The sequence below is a fragment of the Fibrobacter sp. UWR2 genome (assembly GCF_002210285.1).
In the GTDB taxonomy this organism is placed as follows: Bacteria; Fibrobacterota; Fibrobacteria; order Fibrobacterales; family Fibrobacteraceae; genus Fibrobacter.
This window is the reverse complement of record NZ_MWQE01000013.1, coordinates 1-19,513: the sequence shown is the minus strand read 5'-3', so window position 1 is coordinate 19,513 and position 19,513 is coordinate 1. Positions and strand designations below refer to the sequence as shown.

The 19,513-nt window shown below is 54.6% G+C and carries 17 protein-coding genes and 1 pseudogene; 9 read left to right on the top strand and 9 right to left on the bottom strand.

Going from position 1 to position 19,513, the window contains the following annotated elements:
* Nucleotides 1-59 precede the first annotated feature (59 nt).
* A complete protein-coding gene (locus B7994_RS13175; RefSeq protein ID WP_233143222.1) occupies nucleotides 60-1,070 on the bottom strand; it encodes a M48 family metallopeptidase in 1,011 nt (336 codons plus the stop codon).
* 387 nt (nucleotides 1,071-1,457) lie between these two features.
* On the opposite strand from B7994_RS13175, the gene B7994_RS13170 reads away from it, so the two are divergent.
* Complete coding sequence (locus B7994_RS13170) at nucleotides 1,458-1,697, top strand: hypothetical protein (RefSeq protein ID WP_088638926.1); 240 nt, start codon at nucleotides 1,458-1,460, stop codon at nucleotides 1,695-1,697.
* Between the two features lie 283 nt (nucleotides 1,698-1,980).
* On the opposite strand, the gene B7994_RS13165 is transcribed toward B7994_RS13170, so the two are convergent.
* The 5 genes from B7994_RS13165 to B7994_RS13145 all read right to left on the bottom strand — a co-directional run bounded on the left by B7994_RS13165 (nucleotide 1,981) and on the right by B7994_RS13145 (nucleotide 7,637).
* The gene (locus B7994_RS13165) at nucleotides 1,981-3,825 is read right to left on the bottom strand and encodes a penicillin-binding protein activator (protein ID WP_088638925.1); all 1,845 of its coding nucleotides are present in this window, start codon (nucleotides 3,823-3,825) and stop codon (nucleotides 1,981-1,983) included.
* Nucleotides 3,826-3,839: 14 nt separating this feature from the next.
* The gene (locus B7994_RS13160) at nucleotides 3,840-4,154 is read right to left on the bottom strand and encodes a nucleotidyltransferase family protein (protein WP_088638924.1); all 315 of its coding nucleotides are present in this window, start codon (nucleotides 4,152-4,154) and stop codon (nucleotides 3,840-3,842) included.
* A 27-nt stretch (nucleotides 4,155-4,181) separates the two neighbouring features.
* A complete protein-coding gene (locus B7994_RS13155) occupies nucleotides 4,182-5,660 on the bottom strand; it encodes an amidophosphoribosyltransferase (protein WP_088638923.1) in 1,479 nt (492 codons plus the stop codon).
* A gap of 112 nt (nucleotides 5,661-5,772) precedes the next feature.
* Nucleotides 5,773-7,035, bottom strand: coding sequence for a diaminopimelate decarboxylase (lysA, locus tag B7994_RS13150; RefSeq protein ID WP_088638922.1), 1,263 nt, complete (start codon nucleotides 7,033-7,035; stop codon nucleotides 5,773-5,775).
* A gap of 200 nt (nucleotides 7,036-7,235) precedes the next feature.
* Entirely contained in the window at nucleotides 7,236-7,637 is a 402-nt protein-coding gene (locus B7994_RS13145; RefSeq protein WP_088638921.1) for a glycogen-binding domain-containing protein, read from the bottom strand.
* A 140-nt stretch (nucleotides 7,638-7,777) separates the two neighbouring features.
* Between B7994_RS13145 and rpe the strand changes: the two genes are divergently transcribed.
* From rpe to B7994_RS13985, 6 genes are all read left to right on the top strand, one after another.
* Entirely contained in the window at nucleotides 7,778-8,428 is a 651-nt protein-coding gene (gene rpe, locus B7994_RS13140) for a ribulose-phosphate 3-epimerase (protein ID WP_088638920.1), read from the top strand.
* A gap of 174 nt (nucleotides 8,429-8,602) precedes the next feature.
* Nucleotides 8,603-9,460 (top strand): TIGR02147 family protein, encoded by an 858-nt coding sequence (locus tag B7994_RS13135; protein WP_088638919.1) that lies wholly within the window; start codon nucleotides 8,603-8,605, stop codon nucleotides 9,458-9,460.
* Nucleotides 9,447-11,015, top strand: a complete 1,569-nt coding sequence (locus tag B7994_RS13130; protein ID WP_088638918.1) for an FISUMP domain-containing protein — start codon at nucleotides 9,447-9,449, stop codon at nucleotides 11,013-11,015. Before B7994_RS13135 ends, B7994_RS13130 begins: the two co-directional genes overlap by 14 nt.
* A 33-nt stretch (nucleotides 11,016-11,048) precedes the next feature.
* Nucleotides 11,049-12,893: a DUF4153 domain-containing protein gene (locus B7994_RS13125; protein ID WP_088638917.1), complete on the top strand. Its 1,845-nt coding sequence runs from the start codon at nucleotides 11,049-11,051 to the stop codon at nucleotides 12,891-12,893.
* Between the two features lie 141 nt (nucleotides 12,894-13,034).
* A complete protein-coding gene (ahcY, locus tag B7994_RS13120) occupies nucleotides 13,035-14,495 on the top strand; it encodes an adenosylhomocysteinase (RefSeq protein WP_088638916.1) in 1,461 nt (486 codons plus the stop codon).
* A gap of 400 nt (nucleotides 14,496-14,895) precedes the next feature.
* Nucleotides 14,896-15,414: a hypothetical protein gene (locus B7994_RS13985; protein WP_144063903.1), complete on the top strand. Its 519-nt coding sequence runs from the start codon at nucleotides 14,896-14,898 to the stop codon at nucleotides 15,412-15,414.
* A gap of 58 nt (nucleotides 15,415-15,472) precedes the next feature.
* Here B7994_RS13985 and B7994_RS13110 read toward each other — a convergent pair whose 3' ends face one another.
* Together B7994_RS13110 and B7994_RS13105 are read right to left on the bottom strand one after the other, a co-directional pair.
* A complete protein-coding gene (locus B7994_RS13110) occupies nucleotides 15,473-15,958 on the bottom strand; it encodes a hypothetical protein (RefSeq protein WP_088638914.1) in 486 nt (161 codons plus the stop codon).
* A 154-nt stretch (nucleotides 15,959-16,112) separates the two neighbouring features.
* Entirely contained in the window at nucleotides 16,113-16,310 is a 198-nt protein-coding gene (locus tag B7994_RS13105) for a hypothetical protein (protein WP_144063902.1), read from the bottom strand.
* Between the two features lie 49 nt (nucleotides 16,311-16,359).
* On the opposite strand from B7994_RS13105, the gene B7994_RS13100 reads away from it, so the two are divergent.
* Nucleotides 16,360-17,469 (top strand): polysaccharide lyase, encoded by a 1,110-nt coding sequence (locus B7994_RS13100; RefSeq protein WP_233143221.1) that lies wholly within the window; start codon nucleotides 16,360-16,362, stop codon nucleotides 17,467-17,469.
* A 50-nt stretch (nucleotides 17,470-17,519) separates the two neighbouring features.
* Here B7994_RS13100 and B7994_RS14495 read toward each other — a convergent pair.
* Nucleotides 17,520-18,152: pseudogene (locus tag B7994_RS14495) on the bottom strand (PDDEXK nuclease domain-containing protein).
* A gap of 283 nt (nucleotides 18,153-18,435) precedes the next feature.
* On the opposite strand from B7994_RS14495, the gene B7994_RS13090 reads away from it, so the two are divergent.
* Nucleotides 18,436-19,041, top strand: coding sequence for a nuclease-related domain-containing protein (locus tag B7994_RS13090; RefSeq protein WP_088638912.1), 606 nt, complete (start codon nucleotides 18,436-18,438; stop codon nucleotides 19,039-19,041).
* Nucleotides 19,042-19,513: the final 472 nt, after the last annotated feature.

Below are 19,513 nucleotides of genomic sequence, written 5' to 3'. Positions count from 1 at the left end.
GCGCGCCGAGTTATTCCGCGCTAAACCTTTCCGCGACGTAATATTCCGCGCGGGCCCCGCTAGTCGAGAACGTCGCGACTTTCGAGGTCATCCACCAGCGAGCCCGGCATCCAGTGCCTGAGCTTCTTGAATTCCTGATCCTCGAGCGCCTTCTGCCAGCGCGCAGATTTTTCCTTGTCACCCATGTCGGCATAGATGCGCACGAGGTTCATTACCGCACACCAGTAACGGATAGACTTGCCGGTACGTACAAGGTAATCTGCCGCGCTCTTCTCGTAGATTGCGGCGGCCTCCTTGTAGCGCTTAAGCCGGTAGAGCATATCGGCCTTGACCTGCAGCAGCACCGGATGGTTCGGCGCCTTGCCCAGGCCCCGCAGCGAAAGCTTGAGCCCCGCATTGAAATCGCCCTTGTCGTAGTGCATCCACACGAGCGAGGTAAGGAACAGCGGCCAGAAGCGCTTGGAATCTTTAGACGCGGAATCGAGCACCGCCAGATATTCGCTGCGCCTGTCCGACTTGAAGGGCACCCAGCTGAAACTCTTGTCTATGTAGTAGGCGTATATCGCATAGAAGGCACGCGCCTCCTGCTCGGGCGATTCTTCGAACAACTTAGCAGCGGAGCGGGTAGTCATCGCGCCCTTCACGGAGTGGCCCGTCTCGGTCTGCACGTAGCCGAGTTCGAACTTGCGGAGAGCTTCCCACAGGCCGGTAGAAGCGCACTTCTCGAGGTTCGTGCCCGCAGTGACAAGCGCCGCCGTATCGCCCAGGTCGTCGTAGCGGCTCACCCGCACGATGTTTTCGAGCACGCAGCCAACACCATCATCGGAAGCGCGAACCTTCTTCGCAAGTTCCATCGCGCCCGCATAGTCCAGCGCCATCGAGCGCTCCGTCATCTGTTCCGCATAGGTCATCTGCTGTGCAGGCAGCGCGAGCGTGGGCTGAGCTGGCTTGGATGTTTGCGAAGGCTGCGCACCAAAGGCGAGCGCGGCGGCAGTCAGCGTAACAAGCAGGATGCGTCCAATACGGTTCAAGAAAAAGTTCGGCACGGGCATAAATCCACAATTATTCAACGCCCCAAATATACAAATAGAGCCACAGGCGAGTGTAATCGCGGCCCTTGCCGGCTCAAAATATTAATCCAAAGTGGAATAAGTTTTTTCTTGTCGTATATTACAAATAAAGTAATAAAAAGTGCGACACGTATCGCATTGATATTCAAAAAGTTAAGTAAAATTTTCAACCTAGCAAATCGCCTGGAACCCGCACAGTTGCTGGGTTTGCGCCGATTCTTACATATTCGCTATTTGACGCTCGTCACTTGCCTCCCGAGGGGCGTAAAATCTATAATAAGAACAAGTAATCAACAATCTTTTAACAGCCGCGCCACCAACAGCCACGGCAGAGCAAGACCGGCGCAGCAAACCTGTAGAACATTGCGATAACCATATGGGGAAAACATGAAACCGATCCATAAGACATCCGCGATATCCTTCTACCTGATCAACTCCGGGTTCCAGGCATTCAAGAACCGCATCCGCGAGGAACTCGGAGCCATCAGCAGCATCTCGCTCGAATCGCTTATCGACGACGCGAGCCTTCAGTCTTTCTATCGTGCAGGAGAATCAGCCGACTTCGTGGCCGCAAGCATCGCTGGCCCGAATATCGAGTTCGATGACGATTACGCCGACGCCGGCTAGAGACATTTTTCGCATTTCGCCCTCTTTTTTGGGCATTTCGACAGACTAAATGGGCACCTCCCCCCATTTAGTCCGTAATTTTACATACAAATTAATCGAAAATGCCGGCTTTTTCCACGAAAGATGGCGTTAAACGGCGTATTTGACGCGAATTTTGCGTTAAACAGCGGGCAAATCGCCAAATTTTTCTACAGACAAACTAAAATCTTACGGACTAAAACGCGCACCCCAGGCATTTAGTCTGTCGTTTTAGCCATTTCATGCATTTTGCGGGGTGCGCGGACTACTTCTTCTTTTCGTCTTTCTTCTTGTCGTCAGAAGGAAGCGCGTTGGCCGGAAGGTTGCAGCCTTCCATCACGTAGAACTTGCCCTTGCGTACGGTCACCACCTTCGTGTTCGTGTTGGCGCCGCGCGTAAACTTGATTTCGCCATAGACGCTTTCGAACACCGACGTGTTATTGAGGTACTTGGTGAGGCTTTCGACCTTCTTCGTGATACCCGAGAACACGATCTTGGCGGCATCGTAGCTGAGGCCGCTTACTTTGTCTTCGGCCGGGGCCTCGCCCCACTTTTCCTTGAAGGCCTTCGCGAAGTTCTCGTACGATTCCTTGTTACCCGAGAGGTCAAGGCCCGGCACACTGAAGTACGTGCTGTCCACAAGCTGCTTGCCCTGGATAAGCAGTTCACGGCCGTACCAGCCCGAAGTACCGAGCATCGTACCCTTAATCTTGTTGTAGGCGACCTGCCCGACCATGAGGCCCGCGTCGCCCGGGTTGGTAGCCGGGATAAAGATGCCGGGGATGTTCATGGTGGAATCGGCCAGGTAGTCGCGGCGCTCGCGGGCGCCCACGGCATCGAGGTCCGACGCCCCGCGGGCAATGTTCCTGCGGCGGTTTTCCTGCTTAAAGCGCACGTCGCGCAAGATCTTGAATTCGGTCGCGTAGTCCGGGCGGCCTTCCACGTAGTTCCTGAAAGCGGCAATCTTGCCACCGCGACGCTCCACGGCACGCGTAAAGCTCTGCGACATGGCGGAACCGTAGTCACCGATGGGGCTCAAGATCGCGAACTCGCGGATATCGAGACACTTGGTGGCGAAGTCTGCAATCTTGTGGGCAAGGTTGTCCATGGTGATGTTCACCTGGAAGATATTCGGGCCCATCTTCGCGATGCCGTCGTCGGTCGCGGTAGGCGTGAGCATCGGGATATTCTGGAAGTTGCTGCCGAGCCAAGCGGCGACGGTGGCTGCCGGGGCACTCATGATGGGGCCGATAACGGCCACGATGCTATCCTGGTTCACCGCCTGCTGGGTACGCATGAGCGCGATGGAAGCGTCGGCGCGGGTATCGGCGGTGCGAATGCGAACCTTGCCAGCAAGGCCAGCCTGTTCGTGGGCGAGGTACACGCCCTGCACGGCGGCGGCACCGAATTCAGCAAAATCACCGGAAAGCGGGGCGAGCACGAGCACGGTCGGCATACCGGCGCCAAGACCGTCGAGAGATTCCAGCCCCTGCTGGGCCGTCGCGGAGAGGTTCTCGGCGACTCCGCCGTTCACGACCTTCTTATACCAATAGCGGGCGGCGCGGTAGCGCTTCACGTTCTGGCATTCGCGGCCAATCTGCAACTGGATCCAGCCCACCACATCCTTGTCCACCGGATACTTCTCGAGGAGCGCCTGCAGCTGGTCCGCATTCATGAGGCTTGCGGCAATAGTCTGGATGGCGACTTCCTTGGTGTGGCTCTTGGCGGCAGGGTTCTTGGTATAGGCCAGCACGCGGAGCATGGCTTCGACACCTTCGTACACGGAGCCCTTCTCCACCAGCGCAATCGCGCGGGCGAGTTCCATGCGTTCGCGGTATTCCGAGCTCACATGGTATTCCAGGAACTTGGAGGCAAGCTTCAGCACGTCGTCGCGCCTATGTTCACGCAGGTAGCATTCCGTGAGGAGCACCGCGGACTGGGCGCCTTCGCGCTTGCGGAAGTTCTTGGATTCCGCGAGTTTCTGGAGAGGTGCGATCGCTTCGGAACAACGGCCATCACGAATCATCGCCATGGCCTTGGAAACCTCATCCTGGGCATAAAGCGTACCCGAAAGGGCGGACACTAGAAGGAGAGTTATAAGACGCTTCATAATAATCTATCGCGCTAGTCCTTGGGAGCTTCTAGGACAACTTCGTGTTCTTTCTTGAGTTTCTTCTGGATGGAATCCGGCAGCTTGCTCCAGTCCACGATATCGACGCGGAAAGGGAGCCCGCTATCGGCAAACGCCTTCTCCACCGCCGTCATCGCCTCAAAGGAGAGAGGCCTGTCGGCAATGACCGCGAGGTCAAGTTCCGTATCGGGAGTCAGATCCACGCCGGTGAGCCTCGGGCCATAGGCCCAGACATCCAGCCCCTCGAAATGGAGGGAAAGGATCCGCTGGACGGTTTCCAGCTGTTCAGTTTCTAAGCATAGTGCCATAGTGCCCCAAATATAGTTAAAGGAGCCTTACTTATCCTTGTCCTTGCTGGGGCACTGACCGCCCTCGCAGGGGCAATGGTAGCAATCACCCGTTTCGGCATAGTCCTTACCGCTCCAGCAGTAGGTGCAGAGCTGTTCGGCAGGGAGGCCGATGGCATGGACCAGGTCGTCGATGCGCTGGAATGCGAGCGTCGTCAAGTTCAGGTTCTTGCGGATATATTCGACCATGCCCTTGTAGGCTTCGCTATCCGGGTCGGTGTACTTCGCGATATCGGCATTCTCGCCTTCCTTTTCGCGGATGTAGCGGCGCGTGATGAGGTCGTACTCGCTCTTGGAACGGGAGAAGTTGATGAACTTGCACGGATAAACTAACGGCGGGCAGGCGATACGCATGTGCGTTTCCTTGCACCCGAGGGAGTAAAGCTTGGCGGCCTGCTTGCCTAGCTGCGTACCGCGCACGATGGAGTCGTCGCAGAACACGAGACGGCGGTCGCGGATGAGTCCCGGGACCGGGATGAGTTTCATGGAGGCCACATGCTCGCGCTGGCGCTGGTCCTGCGGCATAAAGGAGCGAGCCCACGTGGGCGTGTACTTCACGAACGGGCGGGCGAACTTCACACCGGCCTCGTGCGCGTAGCCGAGGGCGTGGGACGTACCGGAATCCGGAATACCGCAGGCAGCATCGGCCTCGGTCGGGGTGCGCTTCGCGAGTGCGGAACCGCAGCGGTAGCGCGTCATTTCCACATTGCGGCCCTCGTAGCTCGATGCCGGGTAGCCGTAGTAGACCCAGAGGAACGAGCAGATAGCCATCTTCTTGCGCGGTTCCACGAGGCAGGTATCCTTTTCGGGAGTGAGTTCCACGACTTCACCCGGGCCGAGGTCGCGTACGTACTCGTAACCGAGGTTGGGGAGCGCGCAGCTTTCCTGCACAGCGATCATGGAGCCTTCCTTGCGGCCGAGGATGATCGGCGTGCGGCCCCACTTGTCACGGCTCGCATAGAAGCGGCCCGTGCTATCCATGAGCAACACGGAGCAACTGCCCTTCACCTTCTCGTGAACGTACTTGAGGCCATCGACGATGGATGCCTGCGTGGCGATGAGCGCGGAGACGACTTCCGTCGGGCCGACCATGCCGCTCGTGGTGGAGTATTGCAGCTGCATGCAGTTGTTGTGGAAGAGTTCTTCCTTGAGTTCCTCGATGTTTGCGATAAGGCCAACGGTCACGATAGCGAAGGTACCGAGCTTGGTGCTCATCACCAGCGGCTGCGGGTCGGTATCGGAGATCACGCCGATGCCGACGTTACCTGCGAATGCTGCCAAATCGTGTTCGAACTTGCTACGGAACGGCGTGTTCTGGATGTTGTGGATGGAACGATGGAATGTTCCGTCGGACTTGAGCACCGCCATACCGCCGCGATGCGTACCGAGGTGCGAGTGGTAGTCAGTCCCGAAGAAAAGATCGCATACGCAATCCGATTTGGAAGTAACTCCGCAAAAGCCGCCCATAAAAGCTCCTTGAAAGGGTATAATCTACGGGCAAGAAAAATAGAAATTTCCTTTTAAATTGAAAAGGGGCGATGCACGGAGGCGTCGCCCGATTTTATAAGCTATGCACCGATTATAAATCAATAACGCGGTCGTTCTGGAGCAATTGCTCGAACGTCTGCCTTTCGCGGATGACCTTCAGTTCGCCATTAGTGTACATGGTCTCGGCGGCGTAGCGGCGGCTGTTGTAATTGCTGCTCATGGCGGCACCATAGGCACCTGCGTCATGGAGAATCAAAAGGTCGCCGACCTTCGCCTTCGGGAGCTTGCGGGTCACCACGAAGCCACCTTCTTCCTGCGTGAACACGTCACCGGATTCGCAGAGCGGGCCTGCCACGACAGCATCGACCGTCTCGTTCAATTCGCGACCGTCGCGGGCGATGATGGAAATGCCGTGATAGCTGCCGTAGAAACTCGGGCGCACCAGGTCAGTAAAGCCCGCATCGAGCAGGTAGAACAGGTTGTCGCCCTGCTTCTTGACGGCGCGGATTTCGGCCATCAGGTAACCGCTTTCGGCCACCAGGTAGCGACCGGGTTCGACTTCCAGGTGAACCTCGTGGCCGATGCTCTGCTGGATGTTCTTGCGGGCCTTGTCCCACAGGTCGTAGTAGGCCTGCATGTCGATGCGGTTGCCCTTGTCTTCCTCATGATACGGAATCGGGAGGCCGCCCCCTGCACTGATGGTGCGCAAATGAGAGCCCAGGCGGCGGCTAGCGTCCACCATCGCGTCGCAAACCTGCGAGAGGTGTTCGAAGTCGGAGCCGGAACCGATGTGCATGTGGAGCCCGGTAATCCACATGCCGTTGGCCTGCGCAAGCTTGATGCAGTCCTTGATCTGTTCGTGCCACACGCCATGCTTGCTAAGCGGGCCGCCGGTATTCACCTTGCTGGAATGCCCGTGACCGAAACCCGGGTTCACGCGGAGCGTGAGTTCCGACTTCACGCCGAAATCAGCGAGCTGCTGAATCATGTCGGGCGAACCGACATTCACCGCGATGTCGTACTTCTTCACGAGTTCAAGCGCGTCGCGGTCGAAGATATCTGCGGTGTAGACAATTTCGGGAGCCTTGCCCTTCTGCTGACCGCCCTTGAAACCCGCCTTCAACGCGCGGACGATTTCGCCGGCAGAGACTGCATCGACCACGCCGCCGAGCTTGCGCACGAGCGCCACGATGGAGAGGTTCGGACATGCCTTCTGGGCAAAACGCACCGTGTCAAAAACCTGGACTTCCTTCACGCGCTTCTCAATAGTGGCGCGGTCGTAGAGCCAAAGGGGGGTGCCGTACTGTTCGGCAGCCTTCACAAAAACTTCTTGAGGGATAGAATAATTTGTCATGGGGACAAATTTAGTTTTTTTATCCTGCGGGAGGGGCCCCAGCTCAGAGTTGCGAAGGCCGCACGGGCGCTATTTAACCGCAAACCCTTGCATAGCGCGGGCCCGCTTCACAGCGCGGCAAAACAAGCAGCGCACCACTTTACACAAAATGAAAAACGCCGAGCGATTAGCCCGGCGCATCCGTTATTGCATTGGCGCGATTAGACGTGCTTGATCTTGTTGTCGCCTGCATCCCAGTTCTTGCCGTCGCACACGAACTTGTATTCGTAGTCGCCAGCGGCGAGGGAAATCTTGGCAGTCCAGAGACCGGACTTCTTGTCCTTCTTGAGCATGTCCTTGTCGACAGCCCAGTTGTTGAACGTGCCAGCGACAGAAACGGTCGTTGCGAGCGGACAGTCAGCGACGAATTCCACAGCGACCTTCTTGGGGGCTGCGGCCTTCGGAGCGGCCTTCTTGGCCGGAGCCTTAGCGGCGGTCTTCTTTTCTGCGACCGGCTTGGCAGCCTTTGCAGCGGCCTTAGGAGCAGCCTTCGGGGCAGCAGCCTTGGTAGCGCACTTCTTGGCCGGGGCCTTTGTAGCCTTAGTTGTTGTTGTCTTAGCCATGTTTCATCTCCTGCTAAAAATAACTCGAACAAAGTTAGTAAAAAATAAGTTTCGTGGCTAGGTATAAAATATTATCGATTATTATCATTTTTTCCGATGGCGGCGCACGCCCAAGCAGGCTTTTTTCTACCTTTTTAGGCATGTTGAAGCAAATTATCGCCCCCAGCGTGCTGAACGCTAACTTCCTCGAACTCGGAAACGGCCTCAAGGCCATTGAAAACGGCGGTGCAGGCCTCGTGCACCTCGATATCATGGACGGGCACTTTGTACCAAATATCAGCTTTGGTCCGGGCATTTCTGCATGCGTGGGCAAGGGCACCAAGCTCCCGCTCGATTGCCACCTGATGATCGAGAATCCCGAGAACTACGTGGGCGAATTCGCGAAGGCGGGAGCAAGCATCATCAGCGTACACGCCGAAACCACGAACCACCTCGACCGCCTGCTGCACCAGATAAAGGAACTCGGCGTGAAGCCCGCAGTGGCCATCAACCCGGCGACTCCGCTCGAAAGCATAAAGTACGTGCTCGACATCGTGGACATGGTGCTCATCATGTCGGTGAACCCTGGCTTTGGCGGCCAGAGCCTCATCCCGTACTGCCTCGACAAGATCCGCGAACTGCGCGCCATGAAGCCGGAACTCGATATCCAGATTGACGGCGGCGTGAAGCTCGACAACATCCTCGCCTGCAAGGAAGCGGGCGCGAACGTGTTCGTAGTGGGCTCCGCGATTTTCGGCAAACCCGACCCCGAGGCGGTGTGCCGCGAGTTCGTTGAAAAAGTTGGCGGGTAGTCAATAGTTATTGGTCAATGGTCATTAGTTGACGCGGGTCGCTCGCAGCGCATATAATACACCCGCGTATCATATGCGCGTCGCTTTGTATCATATTTTAAAAATTGCGAATATTTTTATTGAAAAATGCGATTTTTATTACTTTTTCGCCTATTTTGTATTATTTTTATTCACATGAAACCCATAACCGAGTACAGTGACTACCGTACCTACATGCGCGACTTCTACGAGGAGCGCAAGAGGGTTTCATATTTCACATGGCGCGAATTCGCAAGCCTCGCCGGTTTTGTCTCGCCGACATACCTCAAGCTGGTATGTGACGGCAAAACGCGGCTGAGCAAGCCCGGAATAGGCAAGGTGGCACGAGCCATGGGGTTAGAGGGGTTCAACTTCACCTATTTCGGGCTGCTCGTTAAATTCGGGAACGCGAAAAATGCCGCCGAGAAGGAGGCGACTCTTCGCGAACTCGAACAGGAGGCAAGGCTCAACAAGATTCGCACCGTCGACGCCGAAGCCTTCCACTACTACGAGACGCCCGCCTGCCCCATCGTGCGCGAACTCGCCCCGATAATGCCGGGAGCGGCACCGGGCGAAATCGCAGCAAGCATCAGGAACAAGACATCGGCACTCGACGTGCAGGATGCGCTCCAGTTCCTGGTGAAGGCGGGGTTTCTCGTAAAGACGGGCAAGGGAACCTACGAGCAGACGGAAAAATCCGTGAAGGGCTCGAAAGAGGCTATCCCGCTCGCCATCCGGTCCATGAACCGCAAAATGGCGGGCCTCGCCATGCAATCCATCGACACGGATAGCCCCGAGGAGCGCAACATTACGGGCGTCACCATGGGAATCGACGAGGCCGCCTACACCCGGATCGTAGAAACGATAAACGACTGCCGCAAAAAAATTATCGACATCGCGCGCGAATGCGAGAACATCAACCAGGTGTATCGCGTGAACCTGCAGCTTTTCCCGCTTTCGGACAAAGTAAATAATAGGGTTGTAAAAAAGGAGACGAGCAATGAGCAAGATTAAGTTAATTCTACCCGCATGCTTCATTGCGTTTTTCGCCTGCTCCTGCTCGGAGAAGGTGACGGGCACCACCGAAGACGATAACACGGTCATCGCGCAGGGCGAAAGTTCCTCGAGCGAAGATACGCCCCTGTCCGAGCCGGCCAAGCCGGGATCCTCGAGTTCCACCGAAACGTCATCCAGCAGCAAGGAAGAACTTTCATCCAGTTCGGGCACGAACCTAGACCCGACTTCATCCAGCAGCGGTACTGACGGTGGCAGCGGTGCCGGCGGCATCGTATTCCCGCCAAACAGGCAATGCGCCGCACCCGCACCAGCCCGCAAGGCAGTCTACGGCGTGGTAGACGGCTTCATACAGCAGCGCGTCGCGACCCTCGAGGCGCAAGGGCTTGACCACAATACGGCCAAGGATTCCGCAACTGGGGAACTTTACCGGGAACTTGGCATCGACACGCTATTCCAGGAAAACCCGCGGATTACCGACGAGCAACTGGAATACACCCTGTTCTACCTATACAAGAACCGGGAAAACGATTCGATCAACGAGATGTTACCCGCACTGGTCAATGACTTTGCCGACGGCACCCTTGAACCGGAAAATTACTGCATCAACGATTTGCCCTATGCAGAACTGAACAAACTCCCCTTCGTGTTCTTACCGCTAGGTTGCGTTTACGGAGAGGAGGTTCCAAATTCTCTCTCCATCATACGCAACATTTGGCGCAAGTGTTCCGGCATGCCCTTCTGCAATGCGGACATGGCAGACACGCTCATCACCATCGGCAAGGATCACTTTGTTTGCCAAAACAGTTCCTGGATTACCCTCGAAATGCAGGGCAAGGAGATGAACGGAATAATTTGTACAGAAAACGGCACGCGCACCATCGGGGTCGGCGAAACTAACAACGACCTGACATACATTTGCGTCGATGAATACTGGAAAAGTATTCTGCATACGCAGGACCTGCCGGCGGAATACTTCTTCAATCCTGATTTTGAATACGGAACCTTCACAGACCCTCGCGACGGCCATGTATACAAGACAACTGAATACAATGGGCAGACCTGGCTTGCACAAGACATGGATTACTTCGATAGTTCCGACACTCTATTCGTTAAGCAGAGCCGGTGCGCCAAGAACCTGGGTTACAGGGAATTTAGCGCAGAAGAAAATGGCTACTGCGACGGGGCAAGTCGATTCTACACCGTGAACGTGTCCAAGAAAGTCTGCCCCGAAGGCTGGCGGCTCCCGAAAAAAGAAGACTGGACTATCAACGGCATAGGTTACAATAGCGCACTCACTACCCTGCCCAAGTTTTACGTAATCGGCTCCTTTATACGGGGCAAAGACAGGGCGGCCACAGACGAGTACGGCCTTTCCCTCAGAATGGATGGCGCAATCGACCCCTACGGAGGGGACATGACGCTAACCGGATACAACCTGTTCTGGCTGGAAGAGGGCGTATACACCGAGAACGGCGATCTATTCTCCAATTTCAGCAACGTCGACTACAGGGAAAAGGGAGAATACGTTCCCGTCCGCTGCATAAAGAAGTAACGCAAATTTGCGACAAAGTATTATATTTAACATATGGTACTTGACGCTTTCAAAAAATACCCGAGCCAAATTTCGAGCGCGTTCAGGCGGTTCCCCGTCGCATCGGCGCTCGCCTTCTTCACGTTCTTCGCGCTTGTTTACAGCACGGAACATACAGAAATCTTTGAAAGACTCGCCGGAATGAGATTCCTCGCGTGGCTCGGCATCTACCCTATCGCAGCAATGCTCATTTCCCTCACGACATCGCTCGTGCAGGAATCCCTGAAAAACGAAAGCAAGTTGCCTCAGGCAATCTCGGGTGCAGCATGGCTCGCGCTTTCGATTATACTTGCCTTCGGTATCACCTCCAGCGTTGCGATGCAGTTTTCATTGCTGGCACATTACTCCACGCTGACATATTACTTTATTGCAAGCACCGCGCTTGTGTACGTGACCGCCACGCTCAGCATATTTATCGCCCCGTTCTGGAAAGACAAAGACGAAAACGCATTCTGGATTTTCCTGTTCAAAAACCTCAAGGCGCTAGTTGTCGCCGCGCTCGTCACAGCACTCCTGCTCGCATCCGTAGAAGCGCTCGTCTTCTGTTTTGGCGCACTTTTCGAACATGACTTCGACGAGAAGGTGTATTTCTACATTTTCTACTTCTGCGCGAGCGCCGTCTTCCCCATACTCTACTTCAGCGGCATCCCCGCCATCGAGGAATGCCACAGGGAAACTCCCGCGCTGAACAAGTTCGCCACGAGCACTATCCGGTTCCTCTTCGTGCCGGTACTTTCACTCGCCATACTCCTCTTTTACGCCTACATCGTCAAGTTCATCGTGCTGTGGGACATGCCGCAGGGAATGGTATCGTATTTCGTTTCGGGATTCATGATCTACATGCTCGCGCTCGTCACCATCCTGTACCCCACGCGCCTTGCTCCCGGCAACACGTTCGAGAAAAAACTCCTCAAGGTTTTCCCCGCAGCGTGCATTCCGCTCGTGGTCATGATGTCCGTCGGCCTTATCCGCAGAATCAGCGACTACGGCATCTCGGCAGAACGCATCTACGCCGCGACCATCAACATCTACTTCTACATCATCATCGCGGTCTTCCTCATCGACAAAATCAAGTGCAAGTCGCGCTACATCGCCGTCATATTCTGCGCGATATTCTTCGTCATCACCGATACCCCGCTGAGCGCATACAGCATTTCGCAGCGCGTCTGGATGGGGAGCATCAGGGAAGCCCTTGCCGAAGCGGGCTACACGGAGTTCCCGCTCAGCAAGGAAGACGCCCGTAAATTCGTTATTGACCTGCGGAAAAAAGACGACAAAAAATCGAAGCTCGTTGCTTCGCGAATGCTCGAGCTTGCCGAAGCACACAACCCGGAATTCACCGAATACCTCCTCATCACAGGATACGACTACGCATTCACCAAAGACCTCGCCGAAGACGAATGTTGCGAGGATTCGGACAGCACGGATGCAGAGCCGTTCGATCAGTTCGAGGTCAGCATAGAGTACCCCGAGAAGGCGGTGCTCCAGGTACCCCGCGGCACGAAGGGCGCCGTCGCCATAGACCATTACTTCAACAACGACGAGTTCGAATTCACGGGCGACACGCTCACCTTCCGGATTTCACTGAAGGAGGACAGCGGCTGCAGTTGCAACAGCGACGAGAGTGACGCATGCCCCGACAGCACCGCAGGCCCGGCAGGCGAAAGCGCAACCAGGACCGTCTACAGCTTTACCGTCGACAGGCAAGCGCTCAAGCAGGACTCCACAAGGCAAATCAAGACCGACGGGGCTGCAATCGCGATAAGCTACCTGCATGCGGAAGAAGAGTCGAAGAGCAGCAAGTCCCTACGAATTAAGGGAATATTGTTTGTGGAATAATGACTGCGAGATCCCCGGTCAAGCCGGGGATGACAATGTGCGGGTTGACGCAAAATATGCATAAAACTATATTTATGCATAAATAAAGGTGCGCGGCTATGGCCTAAATTGGTCGCAAGAACCGTGCCAAAAGGATCACTTATGGAATACAAAATTAAGGATATCAACCTCGCGATCGAAGGCCGCAAGGAACTCGACCTCGCCGAAACCGAAATGCCGGGCCTCATGGCCCTCCGCAAGGAATACGCCGGCAAGAAGCCGCTCGCAGGCGCCCGCATCATGGGCAGCCTCCACATGACCGTGCAGACCGCTATTCTCATTGAAACGCTCGTAGACCTCGGTGCCGACGTGCGCTGGGTCAGCTGCAACATCTTCAGCACGCAGGACAACGCTGCCGCCGCCGTCGTGGTCGGCAAGAAGGGCACCGTGGAAAACCCGCAGGGCGTGCCCGTGTTCGCCTGGAAGGGCGAATCCTTGGAAGACTACTGGGAAAACACCGCCCGCGCCCTCGTGTGGCCCGACGGCAAGACTGCCGACCTCATCGTGGATGACGGCGGCGACGCTACCATGCTCGTGACCTGCGGCGCCGAATTCGAAGACGCCGGCAAGGTGCCCGAATTCAATCCGGAAACCGACAGCGAAGAATGGGGCGTGTTCCTCGCCACCTGCAAGAAGATTTTCGAGAAGGATCCGAAGCAGTGGACCCGCGCCCGTGAAGCTCTCCGCGGCGTTTCCGAAGAAACCACCACCGGCGTGCATCGCCTTTACCAGATGGCCCAGGCCGGCCGCCTCAAGTTCCCGGCAATCAACGTGAACGATTCCGTCACGAAGTCCAAGTTCGACAACCTCTACGGCTGCCGCCACTCCCTCATCGACGGCATCAACCGCGCCACCGACGTGATGATGGCAGGCAAGATTGCAGTCGTGTGCGGCTACGGCGACGTGGGTAAGGGCTGCGCACAGTCCCTCCGCGGTCAGGGCGCCCGCGTGATCATCACCGAAATCGACCCGATTTGCGCACTCCAGGCCGCCATGGAAGGCTACGAAGTCAAGACCCTCGACGAAGTCGTTAGCTACGCCGACATCTTCGTGACCACCACCGGCAACACCGGCATCATCTCTGCCGCGCAGATGAGCAAGATGAAGCACCGCGCCATCGTCGGTAACATCGGCCACTTCGACAACGAAATCGACATGGCCGGCCTCAAGAAGATTCCGGACATCAAGAGGAACGAAATCAAGCCGCAGTACGACGAATGGATTTTCCCCGACGGCCACAGCATCCTCGTGCTCGCCGAAGGCCGCCTGCTGAACCTCGGCTGCGCTACCGGTCACCCGAGCTTCGTAATGAGTGCAAGCTTCACGAACCAGACTATCGCGCAGATTGACCTCTGGCTCAATGCACAGGGCAAGCAGACCGTCGCCGGCATCAAGTACGAAAGCGGCGTCGTCTATACGCTCCCGAAGATCCTCGACGAAAAGGTCGCACGCCTCCACCTCGAAAAGCTCGGCGTTCACCTCACCCGCCTCACGCAGGCCCAGGCCGACTACATCGGCGTGCCGGTCGAAGGCCCGTACAAAGCGGATCATTACAGGTACTAATCGCGAGAGTCGCGCTCCCACTTGTCATCCCCGCCCCCGAGCGGGGATCTAAAGAACACCCCCGTGCAATTTAATATGCGCGGGGATTTTTATTATCTTGTATAATATGATGAACCTTGCCTTGCTCAGAATTTGCGCCATTATGTTGATTGCGAATGGATTGAAGAACATCGCAGGAATACTGCTGCAATCGTTCACTCTAGAAGCAGAAGAGCCGTTCTTTTCCAATTATGGACCACAAATTCTATTAAGTAGTATTTGCATTATTGCAGTGGCAATCGCGCTCGTAAAAAAGAGTCCGCGACTTTTAAAAATCTTTGCGGTTGTTGCAATAATCATGATTCCTATTGGCGCAATTTTTTATGCAGTTCACTTCTACAAATATCTTTTACCTTTAGGCATGGGATACCACAACCTCCTTGAAGCGCTCACCAACATTTTCGTGAATCCGTCTCTAGTCGTCTATATTGCCGCATTTTTTATCACATCGTCAAAAAAAGAGGCCATGGATACCGATCAAAAAATCAACATGGGCCTGCTCCGGTTCTGCACCGCATACTTTTTGGTCAATGCTGCAAACAACCTAATCAAAACGATATTGAATTTTTCTCTCTCCGCAGACATCATCTTCATGATCCTCATTCCCATCGCAGTGGGAACATTCGCCCTCGTCAAGAAGAACACGTTAGTCTTGAAAATCTATTCCATAATAGCGTTCGTCTATATTTCATGGAGCACCTGGGATTATGTCCGCGAAAACATGTTCGGCACATATTATGTATGGGATGCGGTTCTCGGCATGATTTTTAGCTCGTTCAACGTGGTTTGCGCCGCGACATTCTTCGTGAATCCAGAAGAGACCAGGCTCTACGCCCAGAAAATAAAGGCCCTGTTTTTCAAGTGGAAAAAACTTACCTGATTTAGAGGGCCATTTACAGGGCCATTTACAGGGCCGCGCGGTTTAAAAACCAAAAAAATCAAAAGCATTCCACCCACTTGCCGCGGGCGACGGCGCGGGCGTGAATGGGCCCGAGCATACGGCTGCCTTCCAGCGCCCAGAACACGAGGTAACTTGACACGAGATCGACCATGTGCATGCAGAACGTTGCCGTCGCGAGGTTGTGACGTTCGCGGTTGAAGCACGACACCATCAGCAGGCGCCCGCTCTTCACGGCCTTCTTGCAAAATTCGGGCAGGGCATCCGGTAGCTTGCATCCCATGAACCACACGGCAGAACCGCCATATTTCAACACGAGGTAAAGTATCTCGCATTCCGAGCGCGAATGGAACGTACCGACAATGCACTTGCGTTGCCGGCCCTTCGCCACCGCCCACTGCTCCTTGACAATGCTCCCCACGCTATCCAGCTGCCGCGACGCGAAAACACCGATGCGCGCATGCGGTTTCTGCAGCAGTTCCACATTGCCTATCGTGCGCATCCCCACCATATCGAATTCCTTCATCTGTACTCCTTTGCGGTGCGATTTCACCGCATAAAAAAAGACCGTCTCCGCGACAAAAACGGATAGACGATCTTATAATACGGGGCCGGCCACCTGACCGGCTATTCTAAATATACAAAAAATGCTTTGTTCCGACCTGCCGTCGGGATTATCCTTACCTATTCCAGCCGGAATGCCCTTCGCCGTAATAGAGGGCGGCGTCTTCGGGGCCAAAGTCGTCGGCCACAGTATCGCGCGGAGAAAGCCACCCGCGCATCTTCTTGATGCGGGCCTTGCGAGCCTCTGCAGCGCGGTCCGCGGCATCGGCATGTTGCGGGTTCGGAATGTGCTTTTCGTCAAGTGAATCGGCCATGCACAAAAAGATAGATTAAAATCCCCCAAAAAAAGATTATTTTAAAGGCATGAGCGCAAAAATTCAGTATATCCTTTCTGCAGCGGCGTTCGCCGTCACGGTGGCCGCCTCCATCACGCTTGCCCCGGCCGCATTTGCACAGACAGCGTCCGACACTGTCTCGTTCGTGAACTTCGAGAACCGCGAAGTCGGCGTGTACGGCAACGCAGAAGCCAAGGAAGACTTCAAGCGCAACAACTACGACAAAAGCTGGTGGTACGCCATGGACAAGAACAATGGCGAAAATTCCAAGGTCGTGTATGACGGCGAAGAACACGGCAACGTACTGCAGCTCAAATACCCCAAGGGTTGCGTGGGCCCGAACGACAACGACACGCCCGCCTGCGCCGCGCAAATCATCCAGCCGCTCGTGAAAACCGCCGACACCATGTGGAGCGCCTACGACATATTCTTCGAAGACGGATTCGAATTCCAGCTGGGCGGCAAACTCCCCGGCCTATGCGGTGGCAAATGCTACACCGGCAACGCCATGCCCCCTACAGGTGACGGCTGGAGCGCGCGCATCATGTGGCGCAAGGATGGCAACGCCGTGCAGCTCATCTACTTCATGGGGCAAAAGTCCGAATACGGCGACGACTTCAAGTGGGACCTGAACGGCACCATTCCGCAAAAACAGTTCACCACCGGCACCTGGCACCGCATTGTGAATAAGGTAAGCATGAATACCATAACGGCACCGGGCAACGGCGACAAGAACGGCCGCGTGCAGACCTGGCTTGACGGCGAACTCGTGCTAGATGTGGATACGCTTAGGCTCCGCGACTACGACACCGTGAAAGTCGACAAGTTCTACCTCTCCACATTCCACGGCGGGAGCAGCGCCGAATGGGCCCCCACCCACGACTGCTTTATACGCTACGACAACTTCACCGTGTCCACCGACTCCATCGCGGTTTCGGCAAGCGCGGCATTACCGGACACGACCTCCCCCGACACCAGCGGCACTATCGGGATCTTGACGCGGACACAGAACCGCGCCACGGTCGCCCCCGTTGAAACCTACCGCATCGACGGCACGCTCGTCGGCCGCAAGAACACACGCCCCGACGCCACCACGCACCAGCTCAAGAACGGGAAAAAAGTCAAGGTTGTGAGGTAGGGGTTTTTATTGTAGCCCTATTGTTAACCTCTTCATTTTAATACATTCTTTCACAAAGAAGAAAGTCTCTGTTCAAGTTCCTCGATGGTAGGCATTGTGCCTTCAACCTTTTCGGGGTAGAACTTCTCCAGTTCGTATTCAGATATACTGATAGGTTGCGTACTGGATTCCAGAGCGTACTGTGCCTGCACCTTGTCCTTTTCCTTGCAAATCAGCAGACCGATTGTCGGGTTGTCACGCCTTTCCCTTGCGCTCGTAAAGGTCGGTAGAGAGCGCATTCAAGAGCGTAGAGCGGCTCCAGCCATTTTCTACCGTCTGGCGGGCAAAAAACAAGGCCTTTTGAGGTGCGTCAGAGCACTTATCGATGAGCAACATGTGGTGCCCCCACGGAACAGAGAATAACGTAGATTCAAGTCGTTCTAAAGGACTTTGAGATTTTTCAGCAACTTGCTGAAGATTTTCCAAGACAGGACTATATAGCTGGAAAAATCTTTTAGAATAGCGAATATTCGATGGAGACAGCCCTTCGGCGTTAGGGATTGCTTTCTTTAAATCGGTACTAAGTGTATTTCGCTATTTACCTTTACCGCCGCCTTAATTTGGCTCTTGCGGTAACGGGTAGAGAGTTCCTTTACCCAGCGGGTGTAATCCTTGTCCAAGATATTGATGGACTTCTTTGCCATTTTGCCTCCATTTGACCGCTTTGGCGGCCGATTGATGTCAGAGGCGTCCCCTTTATTCCGAAAATCCGAAATAAAAAAAAGACGCATTTTTCCATTAGACGGAAAAACGCGTCGGGCATTAATGTACCTAATATTCAGAAAACTGGCACAAATGCGTAAGGCGAGTGTCGCAGCCATGCTTGCATGGATATGACCGAGCCTAGCATTTGGCGCTTGCGCAAGGGGCCTAATGAAATTTTACAGAGCGAACTATTCCTAACGCAAAAAGTATATATTCTACTATATGATAACATTTATAGTAATTCTAGCCGCTATTGTCTTTTGCATGTGGTTCTTCCAGAACCAGATTGTCGGGCACATCGGCGAGAAGCACACGGCAAACAGAATCCGCGCCATCAGCAAGGGCACAGTCTTCAGGGATGTCTATGTGGAAGGGAGCCATGGCGTACAGCAAATCGACATCATCGCCGTGACCGAGAAAGGCATCTTCGTCGTAGAAAAGAAGACATACATCGGGCTGATTGTCGGCAACGCCCACGACAAACAATGGACAGTAATCGCGAGCTGGGGCAAAAAGAAGTACTCGATGAAGAATCCGCACCACCAGAATTACGGGCATATCATGGCCTTACGTGAAAAGTTCCCGGCACTCAAGGACAAGTTCATCGACCTCGTGATATTCGGGAACAACGCGAAACTCGGCGACAGAATCCCCGAAGGCACAATCCGCGACAGGGATTTCAAGAAGTTCTACAGGAACCTGCCGACACGAATGAACACCCAGGAAATCGAAAGCGCCGCCCGAAACATCGCCTCCCTTAACAGCGACAGGGCAAGGCTCAAGGCGATGCACAAGCAGAAAATACGAGGAATGAGGAAAGGCACATGACTCAAAAACTCTGGAACACCTGCAAAAATTGTGGTTGCGACAAGCCTGAAGACACCGAAAAGCTTTGCAAGCAGTGCAAGGCAAATCGGCGGCAATTCTGAAGTGACTTAAAGAAAGTCGGCGGCGTAGCCGCGGGAGCCCTCTTGGTGGTTTTTGCCGGCGGGAAGATGAGGAAGAAATAACGAAGTATTTTCCTACATCAACTATACATCCGCATCAACGAATCTACACTTGGGGAATGCCAAACACCCCCAAAACCGATTTTCTACTAAGCGAGAGACTAATTGGACAATTTCTCAGTGTCGAACGAAAGTCAAGACATTTTTAAATTCTTGTTCTTCATTCAAAGACCATGATTCAAAAATCCAGCCACTAGACTGTTTAAAATGGGGGAATTTTTCCCAAAATTGTTTATAAGGTAGTGTAAATCAAACTGTGTCATCGTCCGTTGTTTGATTCCTTGGCAAAAATT